The sequence below is a fragment of the Curtobacterium sp. L1-20 genome (assembly GCF_048755855.1).
Taxonomy (GTDB): domain Bacteria; phylum Actinomycetota; class Actinomycetes; order Actinomycetales; family Microbacteriaceae; genus Curtobacterium.
On record NZ_CP151473.1, the window covers coordinates 2096779 to 2117525 of the forward strand.

Sequence of the window (20747 nt, forward strand, 5' to 3'; positions counted from 1 at the left end):
CGCCCTTCGTGCACCTCCCCAGGAAGCGCGAACCGCAGCAGGACGACGACCACAGCCCGACCCCGAACGTGATGTTCGAGGTGACCCGGGAGGGCACCGGCGTGCGCGTCAACGCGTTCCGCATCGGCTTCATGGGCGCGATCGGCGTCCTGGTCGCCCTGGTCGCCGGTTCGATCGTGCACCAGCTGAGCACCGTGCTCGTCTACGTCGGGGTCGCCCTGTTCCTGGCGCTCGGCATCGATCCGCTCGTCTCGTTCCTCGAGCGCTTCGTGCCGCGGTGGGTGGCGATCACGGTCGTGGTCGTCGGCGTGCTGGCGGCCTTCGCCGGCGTCGTGTTCGCGGTCGTGCCGATCCTCGTGCAGCAGGCGACGAACCTCATCCAGAACTTCCCGGACATCGTGCAGGACGTCTCGGCGCAGCAGTGGGTGCAGGACCTGTCGAGGCAGTTCAACGGCTCCTTCGACATCGACCACGCGCTCGAGTCCCTGCAGTCGTTCGTCGAGAACCCGGGCAACCTGCTCAGTCTCGGCGGCGGCATCCTGGCGGTCGGCAGCGGCATCCTGTCCGGGCTCACCGGCGCCGTGATCGTGATCATCCTGATGCTGTACTTCCTCGCCTCGATGCGCGGGATGAAGCGGATGACGTACCGGTTCGTCCCGGCGTCGCGGCGCCAGAACTTCATCGACGTCAGCGAGCAGATCACCCAGGCGGTGGGCCGCTACGTCGTCGGGCAGATCTCGCAGGCGCTCATCAACGGCATCCTCAGCTTCGTCTTCCTGCTCATCATCGGCGCCCCGCTGCCGGTGCTGCTCGCGTCGTTCGCGTTCCTCGGTTCGCTCATCCCGCTCGTCGGCACGTTGGCCGCCGCGATCGTCATCTCGCTGCTGTGCTTCTTCGCCTCGCCCGCGACCGCCCTCGCCGCGGCGATCTACTACCTCGTCTACATGCAGGTCGAGGCGTACGTGATCTCCCCGCGGATCATGTCGCGCGCGGTGCAGGTCCCCGGCGCGCTCGTCGTCATCGCGGCCGTCGCGGGCGGCACGATCGGCGGCGTGCTCGGCGCCCTGGTCGCCCTGCCGGTCGCCGCGTCGGTGATCATCATCGTGCAGAAGGTCATCTACCCACGGCAGGAGCAGGCATGAGCACGTTCGTGGAGCACGTCGCCGGCCGCGACCGTTGGGCGACGAGCCCGCGTGGACCGCTCGCCCTCGTGAACGCACAGCGCGTCGACCACGCCCAGCCGGTGTGGCCGGTACCGGGTCAGTGGGCGCCCGCGGTCGGCGGTCTCACCGTCACCGCCGCCGAGGAGGACGGCGTCGTGGTCGACGGTGTCCCCGTGGACGGCACGGTGCTCGTCGCCGGCGACGAGGCCGTGGTCGCCTCCACGGTGGCCTTCCCGGACGGGTTCGCCGGGACGGTCTCGCGCGGCACGCTCCGGGTCTGGGACCCCGCGTCCGAGGGGATCGGCCGGTTCGCACGGATCGCGCGCTTCGACCGGTCGGACGCGTGGGTCACGACCGGCAGGTACACGCCGGTCGACGGCCTGGAGGCGCGGGGGAGCGTCCTCGACGCCGCCGGCGATCCGCTGGAGGTCGCCGGTCACGTCGAGACCGTCGTCGGCGACGTCGCGCTGCGGTTGGTCGCCGTGCGCTCCTCACCTTTCCAGGGCTCCGCGCGGCTGCAGCTCATCGTGCAGGACGCGACGAGCGCCCTGCCCGAGGACGACCCCGGCAGCTCGTACTCGATGGGCCGCTTCCTGTACCTCGACGACCCGGGCGCCGCGGCCGACGTCGAGCTGGACTGGAACCTCGCCGTACTGCCGCCCTGCGCCTTCTCCTACCAGTACGCGTGCCCCATCCCGCCCGAGGAGAACCGCATCCCGGTGGCGATCACGGCGGGGGAGCGTCACCCGGTCGACGCGTCCGGGACCGTCCTGCACTGATCGGCCGGCCCGATCGGACCCGCTTCGTCGTCGTGTCTGGCATTCCCGGGCGCCAGCCTGCATAATGGGCGTGTCCGCGAGGACATCACAATCGCATATCGATGGTTCCGAACGAGGAGCTCCAGTTCCAGGTCGATGGGGAAGTCGCACCTGACGAATCGGAGGAATCGTGACCGGAACGACCACCGGGGTGCTCTACGTGCACTCCTCACCACGCGCGCTCTGCCCGCACGTCGAATGGGCGGCAGGTCGCGCCATGAACCGCGCCGTGAACTTCTCGTGGCTCGACCAGCCCGCACAGGACGGTGCACGCCGCACCGAGTTCACCTGGACCGGCGCGGTCGGCACCGGTGCGGCGATCGCCTCTGCCCTGCGCGGGTGGGAGCACCTCCGCTACGAGGTCACCGAGGAACCCACCTCCGAGTCGGACGGCGGCCGGTGGATGCACACGCCGGACCTCGGCGTCTTCTACGCCCAGACCGACGTCACCGGGAACATGGTCGTGCCCGAGGACCGGGTCCGCTACGCCATGGAGGTCGCGGGCAGCAACGCCCTCGAACTCCACCGTGAGCTCCGTCTGGCGCTCGGGCAGGCCTGGGACGACGAGCTCGAGCCGTTCCGCCACGCTGCCGAGGGCAACCCGGTCGTCTGGCTCCACCGCGTCGGCTGACCGCCCGCGTTCCCTCCGACTCGAACGCCGCCCTCCGGGGCGGCGTTCGTGCGTCCGGCACCGGTCCGTCCCGCCCGCCTCCCGCGAAAGCGACAGCGTGCCGTCGAACATCGGCGGCACGCGGTCGCTTTCGCGGAACGGTCGGTGGCTGGTCGCGGGAGCGTGTCGCTCTCGCGGTACCAGGGAGCGGACGGCACCAGCGCGGGGGCCGTGCCAGCGGCGGGGGCGGCGGCCGCAGGGCGGACCGCACCACGGCAGTGGAGCCGGCCACGGACGCAGCGAGGCCCGCCCCGCGACGCGGGACGGGCCTCCAGGCAGGGGTGCGGATCAGGCGGTGCGGAACGCGACGACCGCGTTGTGCCCACCGAAGCCGAACGAGTTGCTCACTGCGAGCAGGTCGCCCTGCGGCAGCTCCCGCGGCGCCGTCGCGACGTCCATGACGATCTCCGGGTCCTGCTGGGTGAGGTTGATCGTCGGCGGCGCGAGGCGCTCGTGCAGCGCGAGGACCGTGAAGGCCGCCTCGATCGCACCGGCACCACCGAGCAGGTGCCCGGTCGACGCCTTGGTGGCCGAGACGACGATCTCGTCGAGGTGGTCGCCGAAGACCCGGCGCATCGCGTGGTACTCGGCGATGTCGCCGACCGGGGTCGAGGTGGCGTGCGCGTTCACGTGGACGACGTCCTCGCGGGCGGCGCCGGCGTGCTCGAGCGCCTGCAGGACCGCACGGGCGGCCGCGCTGCCCTCGGGGTCCGGAGCGGTGATGTGGAAGGCGTCGGAGGTGATGCCGGCACCGGCCACCTCGGCGTAGATCTTCGCGCCGCGGGCCTCGGCGTGCTCCTTCGACTCGAGGATGAGCGCCGCGGCGCCGTCTCCGAGCACGAAGCCGTCACGCGTCACGTCGTAGGGACGCGATGCGGTCTCGGGGGAGTCGTTCCGGCGGGAGAGCGCCTGCATCGCCGCGAACGCAGCCAGGGGCAGCGGGTGCAGGGCGGCCTCGGCGCCGCCGGTGATGACGATGTCCGCGTCGCCCGACGCCACGTGGCGGTAGGCCTCGGCCAGCGACTCGGTCGACGACGCGCAGGCCGACAGGTAGGTGCGGGCTCCGCCGCGGGCACCGAACTCCATCTCGATGGCGGCAGCGGGGCCGTTCGCCATGAGCATCGGGACCGTCATCGGCATGACGCGCCGCGGGCCCTTCTCGCGCAGGGTGTCCCAGGCGTCGAGCAGGGTGTTGACGCCGCCGATGCCGGTCGCCCAGTCGACGATGAGGCGTTCGGGCACGACGGACTCGTCGTCGATGCCGGCGTCGGCCCAGGCCTCGCGGGCGGCGACGAGCGACAGCTGCGACGACGGGTCGAGGCGCTTCGTCTCCGGGCGGGTGAGCTGGTCGGTGAGGAAGCGGCGCGCCTGGCCGGCGAACTCGACGGGGAGTTCGAGCTCGGCGTAGCGCGGGTCCTCGATGCGGGTGATGCCGGACTTGCCGGCGAGCAGCGCCTCCCACGTCTCCGGGGCGGTCGCGGCGAGGGGCGTGATGGCACCGATCCCGGTGACGACGACGGTCTTGTTGGTCATGGAACGACGTGTACTTTCGTGTGGACTTGTGGAGCGACGAGCGAGGGTCGCCCGCTGTGGTGAACGAGATGAGCGCCGCGGCCGGGGGTGTCCGCGGCCGCGGCGCTCAGGAAGCTCGTGTCAGGCCTGCGCCTTGACGATGTAGTCGACGGCGTCGCCGACGGTCTTGAGGTTCTTGACCTCTTCGTCGGGGATCTTCACGTCGAACTTCTCCTCGGCGTTCACGACGATGGTCATCATCGAGATGGAGTCGATGTCGAGGTCGTCGGTGAAGGACTTGTCGGCGGCGACGGTGTCGGTCGCGATGCCGGTCTCGTCGTTGATCAGCTCGGCCAGGCCGGCGAGGACTTCTTCGTTGGACAGGGCCATGGGGGTTCTCCTTGAGGGGGGTGTCGTTTGACCGTGGACCAGCCTAGGGCACGAGCGGCGCGCGCGCCCGGAGGCTCGTCGGGATGGACTAGGGGAGGACGACGACCTGGGCGCCGAACACGAGGCCCGCGCCGAAGCCGATCTGCAGCGCGAGGCCGCCGGACAGGTCCGGGTGCTCCTCGAGCAGCCGGTGCGTGGCGAGCGGGATGCTCGCCGCCGAGGTGTTGCCGGTCGTGGTGATGTCGCGGGCGATCACGACGGACTCGGGCAGGCCGAGCTGCTTCGCGAACTCGTCGATGATGCGGATGTTCGCCTGGTGCGGCACGAACGCCGCGAGGTCGGACGCGGCGACGCCGGCGGTCTCGAGCGCTTCGCGGGCGACCTTCACCATCTCCCAGACGGCCCAGCGGAAGACGGTCTGCCCTGCCTGCCGCATCGTCGGCCGGGGTGCGCCGGCTTCCCACTCGTTGTAGGTCGCGGTCATGCCGATGGCGTCCCACTTCGAGCCGTCGGACCCCCAGATCGTCGGCGCGATGCCGGGGAAGTCGCTCGGGCCGACGACGGCCGCGCCCGCGCCGTCGCCGAGCAGGAACGAGATCGAACGGTCGGTCGGGTCGACGACGTCGCTGAGCTTCTCGGCGCCGACGACGAGCACGTGGTCGGCGAGCCCGGACTTGATGAACGAGTCGGCCTGGGCGATGCCGTAGGCGTAGCCGGCGCACGCCGCGCTGATGTCGTACGCGGCGGCGGGGGTCGCGCCGATGCGCTCCGCGAGGAGGGACGCCATCGACGGGGTCGCGACGGTGTGCGTCACGGTGCTGACGAGGACGACGCCGATCTGGGACGGCTCGATGCCGGCCTTCGTGATGGCCTCACGCGCGGCGGTCTCGGCGAGGTCGACGGCCTCGACGTCCTTGCCGGCCCGCTTGCGCGTCACGATGCCGGTGCGCTGCCGGATCCACTCGTCGGAGGAGTCGATCGGTCCGACCAGGTCGTCGTTGGGGACGACGTTCTCACCGCGGGCCGCGCCGAAGGCGAGGATGCGGGTGAACTCGTGGCCGCGACGCTGGGAGAGGGCGGGTCGCTCGGTCGGGTGGTCGACGGTCATGCGGTTGCGTCTGCTTCCTGGCCCGCGCTCTGCAGCAGGTCGATCGCTGCGGGCAGGTCATCGGGGGTCTTGATGGCGACGGTCGGCGTACCGCGGAGTCCGCGCTTCGCGAGGCCGACGAGGGCACCGGCGGGTGCGAGCTCGATGATGCCGGTCACCCCGGCGTCCGCGAAGGACGTCATGACGGCGTCCCAGTGCACGGGGCTGGCGATCTGCTGCACCATGAGGTCGACGAAGCGGCGTCCGTCGTCGACGCGGGAGCCGTCCGCGTTCGTCCAGATCGGCAGCGTCGGGTCCTGCACGGTGGCGGCGGCTGCCACCGGGGCGACCCGCTCGACGGCGGGTGCCATGTAGCGGGTGTGGAACGCGCCGGCGACGGCGAGCGGCACGACCCGGGCCTTCGCGGGCGGATCGGCGGCGAGGGCGGCGATGGCGTCGGCCGCACCGGCGACGACGGTCTGGCCGCCGCCGTTGTGGTTCGCAGGGACGAGTCCGTGCGTCTCGAGCGCCGCGGCGACCTCGTCCGGGTCGCCGCCGAGGACGGCCGCCATCGAGGTGGGCTCGAGTGCCGCGGCGTCGGCCATGGCGCGGCCCCGCTCGGCGACGAGGGCGACGGCGTCGGTGGGTTCGAGGATCCCGGCGACGCTCGCGGCGGTGAACTCGCCGACCGAGTGTCCGGCGACACCGCCGACGAGGGCGCGGCGCCCGTCGGCGAGGAGGGCGTCCGCCGTCACGAGCCCGGCAGCGACGATGAGCGGCTGCGCGAGTGCCGTGTCCTTGATGGTCTCGGCGTCCGACTCGGTGCCGTGGGCGACGAGGTCGACGCCGATGGCCTCGGACCACGCTCCGACACGGTCGCGGACGGTCGGTTCCTCGAGCCAGGGGGCGAGGAAGCCGGGGGTCTGGGAGCCCTGTCCGGGCGCGACGACGACGATCACCGGACAATCCTCGTGCCCGGACGCGGCCCGACCCGTGTGGGCTTCCCACAGCGATCAGCGCGCGACATTGTGGGTTCCCTAGCGGTCGCGCGGTCGACGGCGGTCAGCGGCGGCGCGGGAGTCGCCGACGACCGGCGGTCGACTCCGACATCGCTCCGAGGATGAGGGCCGACTGCACGATCAGCGCGTCGCGGGCGTGCGTCGCGTCCCACCCGATGATGTCCGCGACACGACGGAGCCGGTAGCGCACGGTGTTCGGGTGCACGAAGAGCTCGCGCGCGGTGGCCTCGAGCGAGCGACCGGTGTCCAGGTAGCACCACAGGGTCTGGAGGAGCTCGGTGGACTGGTCCTTCAGCGGCACGTAGATGCGCTGGACGAGGGCGGAGCGGGCGAGTGGGTCACCGGCCAGCGCGCGCTCGGGCAGCAGGTCGTCGGCGAGTGCCGGGCGGGGTGCACCGCGCCATGCCCGTGCGACGGCGAACCCCGCGAGGGCCCCCTTCGCGCTCGTGGAGGCGTCGACCACACCGGGGACCTCGTTGCCGAGCACCAGGTGGCCCTCGCCGAAGGACGGCTCGAGCGCCTGCGCGATGGCGGTGAACGAGACGGGTTCCTCGCCCTCGGGCACGTCGTCGCGGGGCGTGGCACGCCCGATCACGACGACGAGCCGGGACCCCTGCACGCCGATGAGCACGTCGGCGTCCATGTGCCTGGCGGTCCGGCGGATCTGGTCCACCTCGAGCTGCTTCGGCGCGTTGCCGACGAGCACCGAGACCTCGCCGTGGCCGTGCCACCCGAGGGCCGCGATGCGCGACGGCAGCTCGTCGTCGTACTCGCCGGACAGGATCGAGTCGACCACGAGGGCCTCGAGGCGGGCGTCCCAGAGACCGCGGGCCTCGGCCGCGCGGGCGTAGACGTCCGCCGCGGCGAAGGCGATGTCCCGCGAGTACTTGAGGATCGCCTCCTGCAGCATCTCGTCGTCCGCCGCGCGTTCCTCGACGACGGTGACGACCACGCGGATCAGCTGCAGGGTCTGCTGCAGGCTCACCGAGCGGAGGAGTTCGCGGGGCGCCGACCCGAACACGTCGGCGGCGGCGATCCACGGGGTGGAGGCGCTGCCCTCGAGCCACGAGATGAACGACGTGATGCCGGCCTGCGCCACGAGACCCACGGCGGACCGTCGGCCGGGGGGCATCTCGCTGTACCAGGGGAGCGTGTCCTCGAGCCGCTTGATGGTGGCGGTCGAGAGTTCGCCCGACACCTGCCGGAGCCAGGAGAGCGCCCGTTCACGGTCGTTCTGCTGGCTCGCGGCAGGGTCGGTGCGGGGTGTCGTCACCGGGTGATCAGCTCTCGCCGCCGGCGCTGCCCGTGGTGCCGGCGGTCACGTCGTGCAGGCGGTACTTGTCGATCGCCTGCTGGACGAGCGCGCCGTCGACCTTGCCCTGCTTCGCGAGCTGCTGCAGCGTCCGCACGACGACCGACGGGCCGTCGATGTGGAAGAAGCGGCGGGCGGCCGGACGGGTGTCCGAGAAGCCGAAGCCGTCGGCGCCGAGCGTGGCGTAGTCCGTCGGCACGAACGGGCGGATCTGCTCCTGCACGGCGTGCATGAAGTCGCTGACCGCCACGACCGGGCCCTCGGTCCCGAGCAGGCGCTCGGTGACGTAGGCCGTGCGGGGCTGCTCGTTCGGGTTGAGGAACGCGTGCTGCTCCGCGTCGAGACCGTCGCGGTACAGCTCACCCCAGCTCGTGACGCTCCACACGTCGGCGGAGACGCCCCAGTCCGAGGCGAGGAGCTGCTGCGCCTCGAGGACCCACGGGACGGCCACGCCGGACGCGAGCAGCTGGGCCTTCGGGCCGTCGTGCTCGCTCGGCTTGAGCAGGTACATGCCCTTGACGATGCCGTCGGCGTCGACGCCCTCGGGCTCGGCCGGCTGGACGATCGGCTCGTTGTAGACCGTCAGGTAGTACATGACGTTCGGGTCGGCGTGCTTCGGCGAGCCGTCCTCGTTCGTGCCGTACATGCGGTCGAGGCCGGCCTTGACGATGTGGCCGATCTCGTAGCCGTACGCGGGGTCGTAGGACACCACGGCGGGGTTCGTCGTCGCGAGGAGCAGCGAGTGGCCGTCCGCGTGCTGCAGGCCCTCGCCGGTCAGCGTGGTGCGGCCGGCGGTGGCGCCGATCATGAAGCCACGGGTCATCTGGTCGCCGGCGGCCCAGATGGCGTCGCCGGTGCGCTGGAACCCGAACATCGAGTAGAAGACGTAGACCGGGATGAGCGGCTCGCCCTGCGTCGAGTACGAGGTGCCGACCGCGGTGAACGCCGCGAGGGCGCCCGCCTCGTTGATGCCGACGTGGATGATCTGGCCCTGCGGGCTCTCCTTGTAGGCGAGGAGGAGCTCACGGTCGACCGACGTGTAGTGCTGGCCGTTCGGGTTGTAGATCTTCGCGGTCGGGAAGTACGCGTCCATGCCGAACGTGCGCGCCTCGTCCGGGATGATCGGCACCACGCGGTCGCCGAAGTCGGGGGAGCGCAGCAGGTCCTTCAGCAGTCGGGCGAACGCCATCGTGGTGGCGATCTCCTGCTTGCCGGAGCCCTTCTTGACGATCTGGTACTTCGAGTCCTCGGGGAGGGTGATCGAGGTGTACTTCGTGCGACGCTCCGGCACGTAGCCGCCGAGTTCACGGCGACGCTCGTGCATGTACTGGATCGCCTCGTCGTCGTTGCCCGGGTGGTAGTACGGCGGCGTGTAGGGGTTCTCTTCCAGCTGCGCGTCGGAGATCGGGATGCGCATCTCGTCGCGGAACTGCTTGAGGTTGTCCAGCGTGAGCTTCTTCATCTGGTGCGTCGCGTTGCGCCCCTCGAAGCTCGGGCCGAGGCCGTAGCCCTTGACCGTCTTCGCGAGGATGACGGTCGGCTGGCCCTTGTGCTCGGTCGCCGCCTTGAACGCCGCGTAGACCTTGCGGTAGTCGTGCCCACCGCGCTTGAGGTTCCAGATCTGGTCGTCCGTGTAGTCCTCGACCAGCTCGAGCGCCTTCGGGTCGCGCCCGAAGAAGTTCTCGCGGACGTAGGCCCCGTTCTCGGCCTTGTAGGTCTGGTAGTCGCCGTCCGGCGTCTGGTTCATCAGGTTGAGGAGCGCGCCCTCGGTGTCGCGCGCGAGCAGGTCGTCCCACTCGCGGCCCCAGACGACCTTGATGACGTTCCAGCCCGCACCGCGGAAGAACGCCTCGAGCTCCTGGATGATCTTGCCGTTGCCGCGCACCGGGCCGTCGAGCCGCTGGAGGTTGCAGTTGATCACGAAGTTCAGGTTGTCGAGCCCGTCGTTCGCGGCGACCTGCAGCTGCCCGCGGGACTCGACCTCGTCCATCTCGCCGTCGCCGAGGAAGGCCCAGACCTGCTGGTCGGAGGCGTCCTTGATGCCGCGGTTGGAGAGGTACTTGGCCTGCTGGGCCTGGTAGATCGCGTTGATCGGGCCGATGCCCATCGACACGGTCGGGAACTGCCAGAAGTGCGGCATGAGGCGCGGGTGCGGGTAGGACGAGAGGCCGCCGCCGGCGTGCGACTTCTCCTGCCGGAAGCCGTCGAGCTGGTCCTCGCTGAGACGCCCTTCCATGTAGGCGCGGGCGTACATGCCGGGGGAGGCGTGGCCCTGGAAGAACACCTGGTCGCCACCGGACGCGTGGTCCTGCGCGCGGAAGAAGTGGTTGTAGCCGACCTCGTACATCGCGGCGCTCGACGCGTAGGTCGAGATGTGGCCACCGACGGCGATGCCGGGGCGCTGCGCGCGGTGCACGGTGATCGCGGCGTTCCACCGGATCCACCGGCGGTAGCGGCGCTCGAGTTCCTCGTCGCCGGGGAACTCCGGCTCGTCCTCGGGCGCGATCGTGTTCACGTAGTCGGTCGTCGGGACCATCGGCACACCGAGGTGCAGCTCGTTCGAGCGCTTCAGCAGGCTCTGCATGATCTCGCGGGCCCGCTGGTGGCCGTGCGTCGCGACGAGACCGTCGAGCGACTCACGCCACTCTGCGGTCTCCTCCGGGTCCTGGTCGGTCCCTGCGGTGCTGCGCGGGTCCTGGTCGTTCACCGTCACCCTTGACCTCGTTCGTTCTCGTGGTGGTGGACATAGGTGGTCCACCGATCGATCGGGTCGCGACCGGCGGTGGGGCCTCGTCCACTCTAGGCCCCACCGCCGACGCGCAGCCTGATGGTGACGTGCAGGTGTCCGGGTGCTTGCAATCGGATGTCGTCGGCGTACGATTGCCGATCGTGCACCCGCGACCCGTGCGTGCACGGCGACACCGGGCACACCCCACGCCCGAGGAAGAAGCAACGCACTGATGGCTCTGGAGATCGGCTCGCTCGCGCCGGACTTCGAACTCCCCAACCAGTTCGGGGAGCACGTCCGCCTCAGCGACTTCCGCGGTGTCCGCCCGGTCGCACTCGTCTTCTTCCCGCTCGCGTTCTCGTCCACGTGCACGAACGAGCTCTGCGCCCTGCAGGACAACATCGCGATGTTCCAGGACCAGCGCGTCGAGCTCGTCGGCATCTCGGTCGACTCGAAGGCGACGCTCCGCTCGTTCGCGATGTCGAACGGCTACGACTTCGAGCTGCTGGCCGACTTCTGGCCGCACGGTGCCGTCTCCAAGGAGTACGGCGTCTTCCTCGAGCACAAGGGCTTCGCGAACCGCGCGACCTTCGTCATCGACGTGCAGGGCCGCATCAAGGCCTCGATCATCTCGGAGCCGGGCGTCGCCCGCGACGTCACCGAGTACCGGGCCGCGCTCGACCGGCTCGCCGCCTGCGCCGCACCAGTCGCCGTCGCCTAGGGTTCCGAACGCTCCTCGACGACGCTGACGCGTCGCGGACGGATCGACGGACTGGAGGCACGGTGCACGACACCGAGACCGCCCGGCCCGAGTCCGTGGCCGGGTCCACCGCCCCGGGACGCGACGACGGGTACGCCCCGTTCCCGGTGGTCGCCGAGCCCGCGCGCTGGGGCCTGACCAGGACGGTCGTGGCCACCGCCGACGGCACCGTCGTCGTGCACCACCGCGCCGGCCGGGACCCCCTGCTCCTGCTGCACGGCGTGGCCGGGTCCTGGACCACCTGGACCCCGTTCCTGCGGGCTGCCCCGGGCATCGGCGACCGCGGGCTGGTCCTCGTCGACCTGCCCGGGTGGGGCTCCTCGCCCGAGCCGGCGGTCGCCCTCGACGTCGAGGCCTCGGCCCGGGTGCTGTCCGCCGTGCTCGACGCCCTCGCGGTCCCCGCCGTCGACGTGGTCGGGCACTCGATGGGCGCGTTCGTGGCGATGCACCTCGCGGTCGGTGCGCCGGACCGGGTCCGCTCGGTCGCCCTCGTCTCCGGCACGACCGTGGCGACGGCGGGCGCAGCACGTCACCCGCTGCGGGGCCTGCTGACCCTGCCCGCGTTCACCCTGCTGCGGGCCGGGCTCGCGGTCACGGGCGAGGCTGCGCGTCCGGTCCTGCGTGCCGTCGCCCGGGTGGGGCTCCTGCCGCTCGTCGCGTCGCCGGTCTTCACGCACGTGCGGCGCCTCGACCCGAGCGTCCTCGACGCCTTCGTCGACGAGCTCCGGCCGACCGGGTTCACCGGGGCCGCGCGCTCGGCCGCCGACTACGACCTCGACCGGTGGCGCGCCGTCGGGTGCCCGGTGACCGCGGTGGCCGGCCGGGAGGACGTGTTCGCCCGGGTGTCCGACCTCGCCGCGCTCCGGGCGCTCCTGCCGCAGGCGCGCACCGTGCTGCTGGACGACTGCGGGCACTTCGCGCACGTCGAGCGTCCGACGGCGGTCGCACGCGCCCTCGGCCTCGGCTGACCCGCGGAGCAGCACGCACCGGCAGCAGCCGCGGGCCGGCGCGACCGAGGCTCCTCCGGACCGGACCGGACCGGAGCGACCGATGCGAGGCCGAGCCGGGGCAACCGGTGCCGGGCAGCTTCCGCGTCGGAGCTGCCCGGCCCGGAGCGGCCGTCAGACGTGCACGGGGAACGTGGCCGCGACCTGCGCGCGGACCTCGGCCAGCACCGCCGCGCGCATCACGGGCGAGAACAGTGCGTGGTCGCCCTGCGGCACCCGGACGACCCGCAGCCGGTCGGGCCACCGGCGCTCGGCCCGCTGCCCGCCGAGGCGGTCGAACAGCGCGGCGTCCTCCGGCGCCGTGATGAGCACGACCTCGGCGCCGTGCTCGACGAGCGGCCGGACGTGACCGACGACGCCGCCGACACGGTCACGCCGGGCCACGAGGTCCCGGATGCGCCGTGGGACGACCGCGTTGTACACGGTCCGGACGTGGCGGCGTGCCGGCGACGGTTCCGCCACCGTCCGTGCGGCGTCGACGAACGCCCCGGCCTCGGCGAGGTGCCGCCGGTAGTCGTTCGGGCTGATCTCGACGACGAGCCGTGGCGGGGCGTCGGTCGCGCGTCCCGCGAGCCAGGCGCCGGCGCACATGCCGATCAGCGCGACCCGGTCGGCCGGCACGGCGAGTGCAGTCAGCACCGCGGACTGGTCGTCGATCCACTCCTGCGTGTAGTAGAGCGAGCGCTCGTCCGGTCGCACCGGGCTGCTCTCGCCGGTCCCACGCCGGTCGACACGGACGACGCGGGCGCCGTCGCGGGCGAGCTGCCGGGCGAGGGTGACCTGGTAGTCGGCCGCCCCGACCCGGTGTTCCGCGCTGCCGTTGTGGAGCACCACGACGGGAGCCCCGAGCGCCTGTCCGGACGACACCGTCTCGACCGCGAAGAGCCCGTCGGGACCGAGGCGCACGATGCGCTCGGACACACGGGCATCGACGTCGAGCACCTCGTCGAGGGCCGGCACCACCGTCGCCCTCGGCGCCGAGGTCGCCCACGCGTCCACCTGGTCCACGACGGTGTCGACCGCCGCTCCCGGGATCCGGGCGACGATGCTCGAGCCGTCGAGGAGTTCGGCGCTGCCGGCGACCTCGATCGAGGGGACGGCGCCGAGGGCTCGCGGTGCGCGGCTGCCCGGACGCACCAGGGCCACGGTCGACCCGAGCCGGGGCGCGAAGGTCAGGCCTGCGAGGAAGGCGGCCTCGTCCGGCTCGAGGTCGAGCCCGACCAGGCTCTCGACCCCGTCGACCGTCCGGTCGGGGCCGATCGTGAGGGTCGCCAGGGCCCGCTGGCCGCGCAGCCACCCCCGTCCGGACGCCGGTGCGTCCCACACGACGAGACCGTCGGTGTCGTCCGCTGCTGCGGCGGCCACGAGCGCTGCGGACGCCAGGCCGACGAACACGACCCGGCCGACGCCGCTGGCACGCAGCAGCGCTGCTGCGTGCCGTGCGGACCGGACCTGCGCGTCGGGCGCGTCGTCGGGTGCGGCGTCCCCACGTCCGGACGGGTCGTAGCGCACCGAGGCCACGCCACGCGCCTCCAGACGGTCGGCGAGCAGCCGCAGCGTGCGGTACGCGATCACGCCCTCCTGCCCGAGGGGCGGGCAGATGACGACGCCCGCACGGGCGGCGGCCGGCAGCTGGAGCGCGACGCGCAGCGCGGGCCGCCCCGACCAGCCGTGGTGGGTGCTCACAGCGACAGGGCCGCGCGCACCGCCGTCGGCCAGGTCTCGGGGTCCGTGCCGTGGGCGGCGAACAGCGCGATGGTGATGCGCTCGAGCCCGAACGCGATGCACGCGCTGTGCGCGACCGCGCCGTCGGCCGTGCGGAGGTCGAAGGACGTCCCGAAGTGGTCCTCGTGGAGGTTCGCCGAGCTGATCGCCGTCCACGGGTGGTCGTGCCCGTACACGGGGGTGACGAACTCGAACTTCAGCGCCTGCTCGACCTGGTTCCGGGCGAGCATCTGGCCGACCCGGCCGAAGAACGGGTCGTTGGCGGGCACGACGTCGATCTCGAGGCCGAACGACTCGAGCAGGGCCCGCATCACGGGGATGCGACCGTCCCGGTGTGCCTTCGCGGTCTCCGGCGTGCCGATGTGGACGAACTCGTGCATGTGGAAGGCCTGCAGCCGCATCGGGTCGAGCGAGGGCTCCCGTCGGAACGAGTCGCCGACGATGTCGAACATCCGACCGCCGACCGGCAGAACGCCCTGGACCAGGCCGTAGACCGGGTGGCAGACGGCCGGCGTCAGCATGAGGTCGGCCGGCTCGAGGTACGACTCCCAGCGTTCGCCGCGCTCCCGGTCGGCGAGCAGCGCCCGGTGCGTGCGGTCGTCGCCGGTGAACGCCGAGATCGACGCCGCGAGGTCCGGGAAGGACGCGATGTAGTCGGTGCGCTCGAAGGCGGCGAGCGGTTCGACGGGCGGGAACCGCAGGACCTCGGCGTCGAGGTCCTCCTGGCTCCGGACGGCTGCCGCGTCGACGGCCTGGTAGACGCGTTCGAACACCCCGGACCGCCCGTAGAGGCCGGGGGAGCCGAGGTCGAGGAGGACGCCGTCGTCGAGCAGACGGGCCCGCAGGTCGGCGCGCGCGACGTCGATGTCGAGTGCGTCGTGGGTGGACGGGTGGGTGGTGGTCACAGGATCGCTCCGGTCATGATTGCGAGGGCGGCGTCGTTCTGGAGGAGACGGTCGTTGCTCACCATCACGGCGGCTCCGAGCGCGTCACGGAGGAGGCGGGCCACGCTGAGCGGCCCGGCCACGGCGAAGCCCGCGATGCCGACGATGCGCATCGCCCGGGTCACGATCTCCGTGACCCGTTCGGACGCACCGATCTTCAGGGCGTTCGCCGCGAGGGCGTGTGCGGTCGACTCGAGGACCTCGCGGTCGTCGGCGACGGCGTCGAACCGTTCGGCGGCGTGCCGGACCGAGTCGGCGAGCGCCTGCAGGTCGACGAGGAGCTCGGCGACGCGGAGCGCCCCGGGCGGGGTCTGACCGACCGTGGCGCGCGCCTGCTTGCGGACGGCGCGACGGGCGCGGTCGGCGGCCTCGGCGGCGAGGCCGAGCCACACCGACGCCCAGAGGACGTGCGAGACGGGCAGCACCGTGCAGGCGGAGATGGTGGCGTAGTCGTCGCGCAGGACCCGGTCGTCGCGGGTCTCGGTGTCGAGCACCCAGCCGTTGCTGCAGGTGCCGCGGAGGCCGAGGGTGTCCCAGGTCGAGGTCTGCGTCAGCGTCGTCTCGGACGGCAGGCAGACGACGAGGCGCTGGTCGGAGGCCGGGGCGTCCGGGTCGCGTCGGGCGGTGACGAGGATCGCGTCCGCCTCGGTGGCGTAGGAGATGACCGGGGCGTCCTTGCGGAGGCGGATCCGGCCGTCGTCGTCGACCTCGATCGCGCAGGTGCTGCGGCGGGCGTCGCCGCCGATGCCCTTCTCGGTCGTGGACGAGGCGATGAGCGCCCCGCCGCGGACGGCCTCGACCAGCGCGGTCACGCCGGGCGCGGTCCCGCCGTGTCGCCAGAGCGCCATGGCCTGGCCGTGGTGCATCGCGAACACCATCGCGGTCGCCCCGCAGGCGCGGGCGAGTTCGGTGGCGATGACGGAGAGCTCGGAGAGGGTCGCGCCCTCGCCGCCGAGCGACCTCGGGACGGCCGCGGCGAGGAGGCCGTGCTCCTTCATGGCGGCGATCGCCTCGCGGGGCGGCCGTGCGTCGCGGTCGACCTCGTCGGCGAACCGTGCGGCGACGTCGACGACGAGGGCCGTGCGGGCGGCGAACCGGTCCGCCGACGGAACGGCGGGCGCGGCGTGCGCCGTGGGTGCAGTGCTCGTCGTCGCGTCCGTCGAGGCGGTGTCGGCTCCGGGCGACGTGGGGGGCGTCGCCGCACGCTCGAGGAAGGGCGCGATCACGCGCCGGCCTCCGCTGCCGCCGCGATCGACTCGATGGTGGCGAACGTGGAGCGGTGCAGCGTGGCGTCCGGGAACTCGACGTCGAGCTCGTTCTCCACCGCGAGCATGACGTTCACCGTCGCGTGCGACGTCAGCCCGAGGGCGTACAGGTCGGCGATCGATGCGACGTCCATGGCGTCGACAGCGAGGCGCCCGTGGTCGGCGAGTGCCCGGCGGACGGCCAGTTCGGTCGTCGGGTCGGCGAGTGCGACGGCGGTCGCGGTGGTGGTCTGCTCCTGGTCCATGTTCGCCACCCTAAGGAGCGGAGGACCCCGGAAAACCGCCGTGCTGCTGCGCGAAACCGCACGCGGTCAGCGGGCGGTCAACGCCACCGCGGTAGCGATCGCCAGCCCGCGCTCGTGCGACAGCGAGACGGCGATCTCGCCGCAGCCGATCGCGGCCGCGAGCGTCGCGGCGCGACCGCGCAGCTCGACCGTCGGGGCGCCGACGGCGTCGAGGACGATCGCCACGTCCGTGAGCGGGACCGCGTCCGACGGGTCCGGTCGGAGGAGCTTGACGACCGCCTCCTTGCCGGCGAACCGGGCGGCCAGCCGCTCGGGGTCGTCCCCGGCGTCGGCGCGCTCCCGGGCGGTGAAGACGCGGTCGAGGTACCGCTCGCCGTGGGCGTCGATGCCGGCGACGACGTCCTCGACGGCGGCGAGGTCGGTCCCCGTGCGGATGGTGGTCACCCGAGCAGGCTACGGGGCCGCGGGGTCAGTGGAAGGCCTGCACGACCCCGGGCACGGCGGCGTCGGGCGTGAGCCGGACGAGCCGGTACCGGGTGCCCTGGTCGTAGGCGATGACCACGGTGTGTCCCTGCCAGAGGTACGGGTACGCGCTCGGCTTCGGCCGGTTCGCGGTGAACTCGGAGAGCACGGCGCTCCGCTCGATCGTCCCGCCGCGCACGTCGTAGAGGGCGATCTCGTCCGGGGAGCTCCCGGTGGCGAGCGCGCACGTGGTGTCGACGAGGTACTGGGTCCCGCCGTCGCCGCGGAGGTCGCCGGAGGCCGTGACGAGCGACCCGAGGTCGCCGTCGCAGATCTGCAGTCCGGGGTGCCGGGCGGCGGCGATCGCCCGGGTGAGACCGGGGACGGTGTCGGCCTTCGGGTACTGGTCCTGCCGGCCGGGCCGCGGCGGCTGGCCGGCGGGGAAGGTCGGCGCAGCCGAAGCCGGAGCCGAGGTCGATCCCGGAGTCGAGACCGACGGCGACGACGCCGAGGCCGGTGCGGACGTCGCGGCCGCGGCGTCGGCCGAGCCGCCGGTGGCGTCGGCCGGCGTGGTCGTGCTCGCGCAGCCGACGAGGGCGACGGAGGCCAACGCGGCCAGGAGGACGGGGGTTGCGTACTGCACGGTGGTGTTCCCTTCCGGCGAGCACGGTGCTCGCGACGGGGTCCGACGGTAGGAGCGTCGCGTCTCGCTGCGGTGTCGTCCCAGCCTGCCCGCCGCGGCCGCGCCGTGGCGGATCCGCGCGCGGACGTGCGAGCATCTGTGACGGAACTGACACATCGCTGCACCGCGACGGACACCGAGGGGAACCAGGCTCGCACCGTGACCACCTCCATCCGTCCCCGTACCGTCGGCGTCGTCGCCACCGCCCTCGCCGTCGTCGCGGTCGTGCTCCTCGCGGTGTCCGCGATGGCCGCGCCCCTGCCGCGCGACCCGGTCCCGCGCGCCGCCGCGCTGACGCTCGCCCCGGCGTACTACGCCGGGTGCGGCGAGCAGGCCGTCGCGGAGCCGTCGTCCGTGCCGATCTGGTGCGAGTCGTCCGACCAGCGTCTCGAGAACCTCGTCTGGTCGTCGTGGGGCGGCCGCGCGGCGGCTGCGACCGGGGTCCTCACGGACAACCCCTGCGACTGCGCCGGCGGCACCGTCACGGCGTACCCGGTGGCGGTGCGGTTCGACGGGGCCGAACGCGTCGGCGAGGTGCAGCGGTACGAGCGCCTCAGCATCACCTTCGCGGCCCACCGGCCCGTCTGGGCGGTGCGGCAGACCATGCACTTCCTCTGGGGCGACCTCGGGTTCGTCAGCGACCAGGAGCGACCGTGATCCCGTCCGGCCCCGTGCCCGCGACCGCTGCGGGCGGACGGACGCCCCTCGTCCTGCTCGCCGAGGACGACCCCGACGTCCGCGAGACGACGCAGCTGCTGCTCCTGCGCCGCGGCTGGCGGGTGACCGCGACCGCCGACGGCGTCGAGGCGCTCGACGCGGTCGCCGCGGAGCTGCCGGACATCGCCGTCGTCGACGTCGCCATGCCGCGGATGAACGGCCTGGACCTGACGGGTCGGTTGACCGGTCTCGGTGTCCCCGTGGTCCTCCTGACCGCCAGGAGCCTGCCGGTCGACGAGGTGCAGGGCCTCGCGGCCGGTGCCGACGACTACGTCACGAAGCCGTTCGACGCGGACGTGCTGTCGGCGCGCCTGCAGGCCGTGCTCCGTCGCCGTCGCGGCCCCGCCGCCGAGGTCGCGACCGTCGGCGAGGTCCGGATCGACGTGGCCGGCCGGCGGGTCGAGCGGGCCGGGGCCGTCGTGCCGCTCAGCTCGGTGGAGTTCCGGGTGCTCGAGGCACTGCTGCGGAACCGGGGTGCGGTGCTGAGCCGCGAGCAGGTCGTCGCGATGGCGTGGGACAGCACCTGGCAGGACCCGCGGATCGTCGACACGAACGTGCAGCGGCTCCGCCGGAAGCTCGGCCCCGAGGTGATCGAGACGGTGCGCGGCTTCGGCTACCGTGTCGAGGTCGCGCGCCCGTGACCTGGACCTCCGCGGCGATCACCGTCCGGCAGCCGGCCGCGCCCACCGACCACACCCCGTGGTGGCGGTCGCTCCGCTCCACGACGGCCGCCGCGATGACCGTCCTCGCGACGACGCTCGTCGTGGCCGCCGGTGCCGTGTTCGCGCACACCGCGATCGACGACGCCACCGAGCAGCTCCGGCAGCAGGCGCTCACGCAGCTCGACGAGACCATCGCCACCCAGTCCTTCGGCGGTGCGCTGCCGTCCCGGTCGACCGACGACCCGTCGGTCCTGCCGGGGCCCCTGCGGACCGAGATCGCCCGGGGCAGCACCGCCACCTACGACGACGGCACCTGGATGTGGGCGGCGCGTGAGCAGGCCTCCGGGGTGATCGCCACCCGGGTGGACAAGACCGCGCTGCGCGCCCAGTGGGCCGACCTGCAGCGGACCTTCGTCATCGCGGCGGTCCTCGCCGCGGTGCTCGCCGCCGTCGGTTCGTGGCTGGCGGCCGGCCGCCTGACGGCGCGGCTCCGACGGGCGGCGCGGACGGTGGACGACACGGTCGCGGGCGGGGCGCCGGTCGACGTCCGCGGCGACGACGAGGTCGCGGTGCTGTCCCGTGGGCTCGCCGAGACGGCCGCGGCCCTCGCGAGGAGCCTCGACCACGAGCGGGCGATCAGCGCCGAGGTCGCGCACGACCTGCGCACGCCGGTGACCGCGCTGGTCGGTGCGGCCGAACTGCTGCCGGACGGCCCCGATGCGGAACGTGTCCGTCGGATCGCGGCGCGGCTCCGCCAGCTGCTCGACGACCTGCTGCACCTGTCGCGGGCCGCCCACGAGGCCGGGCAGGTCCGGTCCGTGCCCGCCGACCTCGTGTCGACGGTCGAGCAGCTGCTCGACGCCGAGGGGCTGCGCGACCGGGTGCGCCTCGAGACGGGGGAGCCGGCGCGGGTGCTCGTCGACGCCGAGCACCTCGGCCGTGCGCTGACGAACCTCGTGACGAACGCCGAACGGCACGGCGCCCAGCCGGTCGCGGTGCGCGTCGACGGCGCGACCGTGGCGGTCTCCGACGCCGGACCCGGGTTCCCGGACGACGTCCTGCGCGACGGGCCGCGCCGGTTCGGCGCGCTCGGTTCGCACGGCGGATCGGGCATCGGGCTCGCCATCGTGCTGCAGCACGTCGCTGCCTCCGGCGGGGTGCTCCGGTTGGCGAACACGGCGCACGGCGCCGTCGCGACGGTCGAGCTGCGGCGTCCGCCGCAGCGCTGAGCCGGGGCCGGTGGCGCCCCGCCGCCCGGGTGACGGACCGACGGACGGGAGGCGCGGTGCGGGCCCGCCACGCGCCTCCTGGCCGGTGTTCGGCACACGTCCACCGCGTCTGCCGGCCGGTGTGGGGTGCGCTCAGCCCACCCAGAGGAGGGCGAGACCGGCGACGACGGCGAAGACGACCGCGATCGCCACCTCAAGCAGCACGACGACGGCGTCGTCCTGGTCGGGCACGTCGTCGACGTCGGAGGACAGGTCGGAGGGGATCGTTCGCATGACCGGGACGGTAGGGCGCGTCCGTGTCAGCCGTGTGGCAGCGGTCCACCCACCGGGACCGTCGTCGGTGCGGATCC

At 73.0% G+C, this 20747-nt stretch carries 21 protein-coding genes; 8 read left to right on the forward strand and 13 right to left on the reverse strand.

Annotated elements, in window-relative coordinates:
* Nucleotides 1-8: 8 nt before the first annotated feature.
* From AAEP86_RS11410 to AAEP86_RS11420, 3 genes are all read left to right on the forward strand, one after another.
* Nucleotides 9-1142, forward strand: coding sequence for an AI-2E family transporter (locus tag AAEP86_RS11410; RefSeq protein WP_420367451.1), 1134 nt, complete (start codon nucleotides 9-11; stop codon nucleotides 1140-1142).
* Nucleotides 1139-1942 carry a DUF1684 domain-containing protein gene (locus AAEP86_RS11415; protein WP_420367452.1) on the forward strand — a complete coding sequence of 268 codons (804 nt, stop codon included), beginning with the start codon at nucleotides 1139-1141 and terminating at the stop codon, nucleotides 1940-1942. The genes AAEP86_RS11410 and AAEP86_RS11415 overlap by 4 nt, the downstream gene beginning before the upstream one ends.
* Before the next feature lie 169 nt (nucleotides 1943-2111).
* On the forward strand, nucleotides 2112-2612 hold the full coding sequence (locus AAEP86_RS11420; protein WP_420367453.1) for a DUF3145 domain-containing protein: 501 nt from the start codon (nucleotides 2112-2114) through the stop codon (nucleotides 2610-2612).
* 327 nt (nucleotides 2613-2939) lie between these two features.
* On the opposite strand, the gene AAEP86_RS11425 is transcribed toward AAEP86_RS11420, so the two are convergent.
* From AAEP86_RS11425 to aceE, 6 genes are all read right to left on the reverse strand, one after another.
* The gene (locus AAEP86_RS11425) at nucleotides 2940-4184 is read right to left on the reverse strand and encodes a beta-ketoacyl-[acyl-carrier-protein] synthase family protein (protein ID WP_420367454.1); all 1245 of its coding nucleotides are present in this window, start codon (nucleotides 4182-4184) and stop codon (nucleotides 2940-2942) included.
* A 120-nt stretch (nucleotides 4185-4304) separates the two neighbouring features.
* A complete protein-coding gene (locus tag AAEP86_RS11430; protein WP_022903951.1) occupies nucleotides 4305-4553 on the reverse strand; it encodes an acyl carrier protein in 249 nt (82 codons plus the stop codon).
* Nucleotides 4554-4641: 88 nt separating this feature from the next.
* A complete protein-coding gene (locus AAEP86_RS11435; protein ID WP_420367455.1) occupies nucleotides 4642-5661 on the reverse strand; it encodes a beta-ketoacyl-ACP synthase III in 1020 nt (339 codons plus the stop codon).
* Nucleotides 5658-6599 carry an ACP S-malonyltransferase gene (locus AAEP86_RS11440; protein ID WP_420367456.1) on the reverse strand — a complete coding sequence of 314 codons (942 nt, stop codon included), beginning with the start codon at nucleotides 6597-6599 and terminating at the stop codon, nucleotides 5658-5660. The genes AAEP86_RS11435 and AAEP86_RS11440 overlap by 4 nt, the downstream gene beginning before the upstream one ends.
* Nucleotides 6600-6702: 103 nt before the next feature.
* Complete coding sequence (locus tag AAEP86_RS11445) at nucleotides 6703-7932, reverse strand: PucR family transcriptional regulator (protein ID WP_420367457.1); 1230 nt, start codon at nucleotides 7930-7932, stop codon at nucleotides 6703-6705.
* Nucleotides 7933-7939: 7 nt separating this feature from the next.
* Nucleotides 7940-10684, reverse strand: coding sequence for a pyruvate dehydrogenase (acetyl-transferring), homodimeric type (aceE, locus tag AAEP86_RS11450; RefSeq protein WP_420367458.1), 2745 nt, complete (start codon nucleotides 10682-10684; stop codon nucleotides 7940-7942).
* 247 nt (nucleotides 10685-10931) lie between these two features.
* Between aceE and AAEP86_RS11455 the strand changes: the two genes are divergently transcribed.
* Both AAEP86_RS11455 and AAEP86_RS11460 read left to right on the forward strand, forming a co-directional pair.
* Nucleotides 10932-11420, forward strand: coding sequence for a peroxiredoxin (locus tag AAEP86_RS11455; protein WP_420367459.1), 489 nt, complete (start codon nucleotides 10932-10934; stop codon nucleotides 11418-11420).
* 62 nt (nucleotides 11421-11482) lie between these two features.
* Nucleotides 11483-12427: an alpha/beta fold hydrolase gene (locus AAEP86_RS11460; protein ID WP_420367460.1), complete on the forward strand. Its 945-nt coding sequence runs from the start codon at nucleotides 11483-11485 to the stop codon at nucleotides 12425-12427.
* A 153-nt stretch (nucleotides 12428-12580) separates the two neighbouring features.
* On the opposite strand, the gene AAEP86_RS11465 is transcribed toward AAEP86_RS11460, so the two are convergent.
* The 6 genes from AAEP86_RS11465 to AAEP86_RS11490 form a co-directional block, all read right to left on the reverse strand.
* Nucleotides 12581-14152 carry an alpha/beta hydrolase gene (locus AAEP86_RS11465; protein ID WP_420367461.1) on the reverse strand — a complete coding sequence of 524 codons (1572 nt, stop codon included), beginning with the start codon at nucleotides 14150-14152 and terminating at the stop codon, nucleotides 12581-12583.
* A complete protein-coding gene (locus AAEP86_RS11470) occupies nucleotides 14149-15096 on the reverse strand; it encodes an amino acid--[acyl-carrier-protein] ligase (protein WP_420367462.1) in 948 nt (315 codons plus the stop codon). Before AAEP86_RS11470 ends, AAEP86_RS11465 begins: the two co-directional genes overlap by 4 nt.
* Entirely contained in the window at nucleotides 15093-16361 is a 1269-nt protein-coding gene (locus AAEP86_RS11475; protein WP_420367463.1) for an acyl-CoA dehydrogenase family protein, read from the reverse strand. The genes AAEP86_RS11470 and AAEP86_RS11475 overlap by 4 nt, the downstream gene beginning before the upstream one ends.
* Nucleotides 16358-16645, reverse strand: coding sequence for an acyl carrier protein (locus tag AAEP86_RS11480; RefSeq protein WP_420367464.1), 288 nt, complete (start codon nucleotides 16643-16645; stop codon nucleotides 16358-16360). The genes AAEP86_RS11475 and AAEP86_RS11480 overlap by 4 nt, the downstream gene beginning before the upstream one ends.
* A gap of 66 nt (nucleotides 16646-16711) precedes the next feature.
* Nucleotides 16712-17089 (reverse strand): holo-ACP synthase, encoded by a 378-nt coding sequence (locus tag AAEP86_RS11485; RefSeq protein ID WP_420367465.1) that lies wholly within the window; start codon nucleotides 17087-17089, stop codon nucleotides 16712-16714.
* A 25-nt stretch (nucleotides 17090-17114) separates the two neighbouring features.
* Nucleotides 17115-17750 (reverse strand): hypothetical protein, encoded by a 636-nt coding sequence (locus AAEP86_RS11490; RefSeq protein ID WP_420367466.1) that lies wholly within the window; start codon nucleotides 17748-17750, stop codon nucleotides 17115-17117.
* Nucleotides 17751-17948: 198 nt separating this feature from the next.
* Here AAEP86_RS11490 and AAEP86_RS11495 point away from each other — a divergent pair, with 198 nt between their 5' ends.
* From AAEP86_RS11495 to AAEP86_RS11505, 3 genes are read left to right on the forward strand one after another with little or no spacing between them, the layout of a single operon-like run.
* Nucleotides 17949-18446, forward strand: a complete 498-nt coding sequence (locus tag AAEP86_RS11495) for a hypothetical protein (RefSeq protein WP_420367467.1) — start codon at nucleotides 17949-17951, stop codon at nucleotides 18444-18446.
* Complete coding sequence (locus AAEP86_RS11500; protein ID WP_420367468.1) at nucleotides 18443-19147, forward strand: response regulator transcription factor; 705 nt, start codon at nucleotides 18443-18445, stop codon at nucleotides 19145-19147. Before AAEP86_RS11495 ends, AAEP86_RS11500 begins: the two co-directional genes overlap by 4 nt.
* Complete coding sequence (locus tag AAEP86_RS11505) at nucleotides 19144-20397, forward strand: sensor histidine kinase (RefSeq protein ID WP_420367469.1); 1254 nt, start codon at nucleotides 19144-19146, stop codon at nucleotides 20395-20397. Before AAEP86_RS11500 ends, AAEP86_RS11505 begins: the two co-directional genes overlap by 4 nt.
* A gap of 132 nt (nucleotides 20398-20529) precedes the next feature.
* On the opposite strand, the gene AAEP86_RS11510 is transcribed toward AAEP86_RS11505, so the two are convergent.
* Complete coding sequence (locus AAEP86_RS11510) at nucleotides 20530-20670, reverse strand: hypothetical protein (RefSeq protein WP_420367470.1); 141 nt, start codon at nucleotides 20668-20670, stop codon at nucleotides 20530-20532.
* Between the last annotated feature and the right edge of the window lie 77 nt (nucleotides 20671-20747).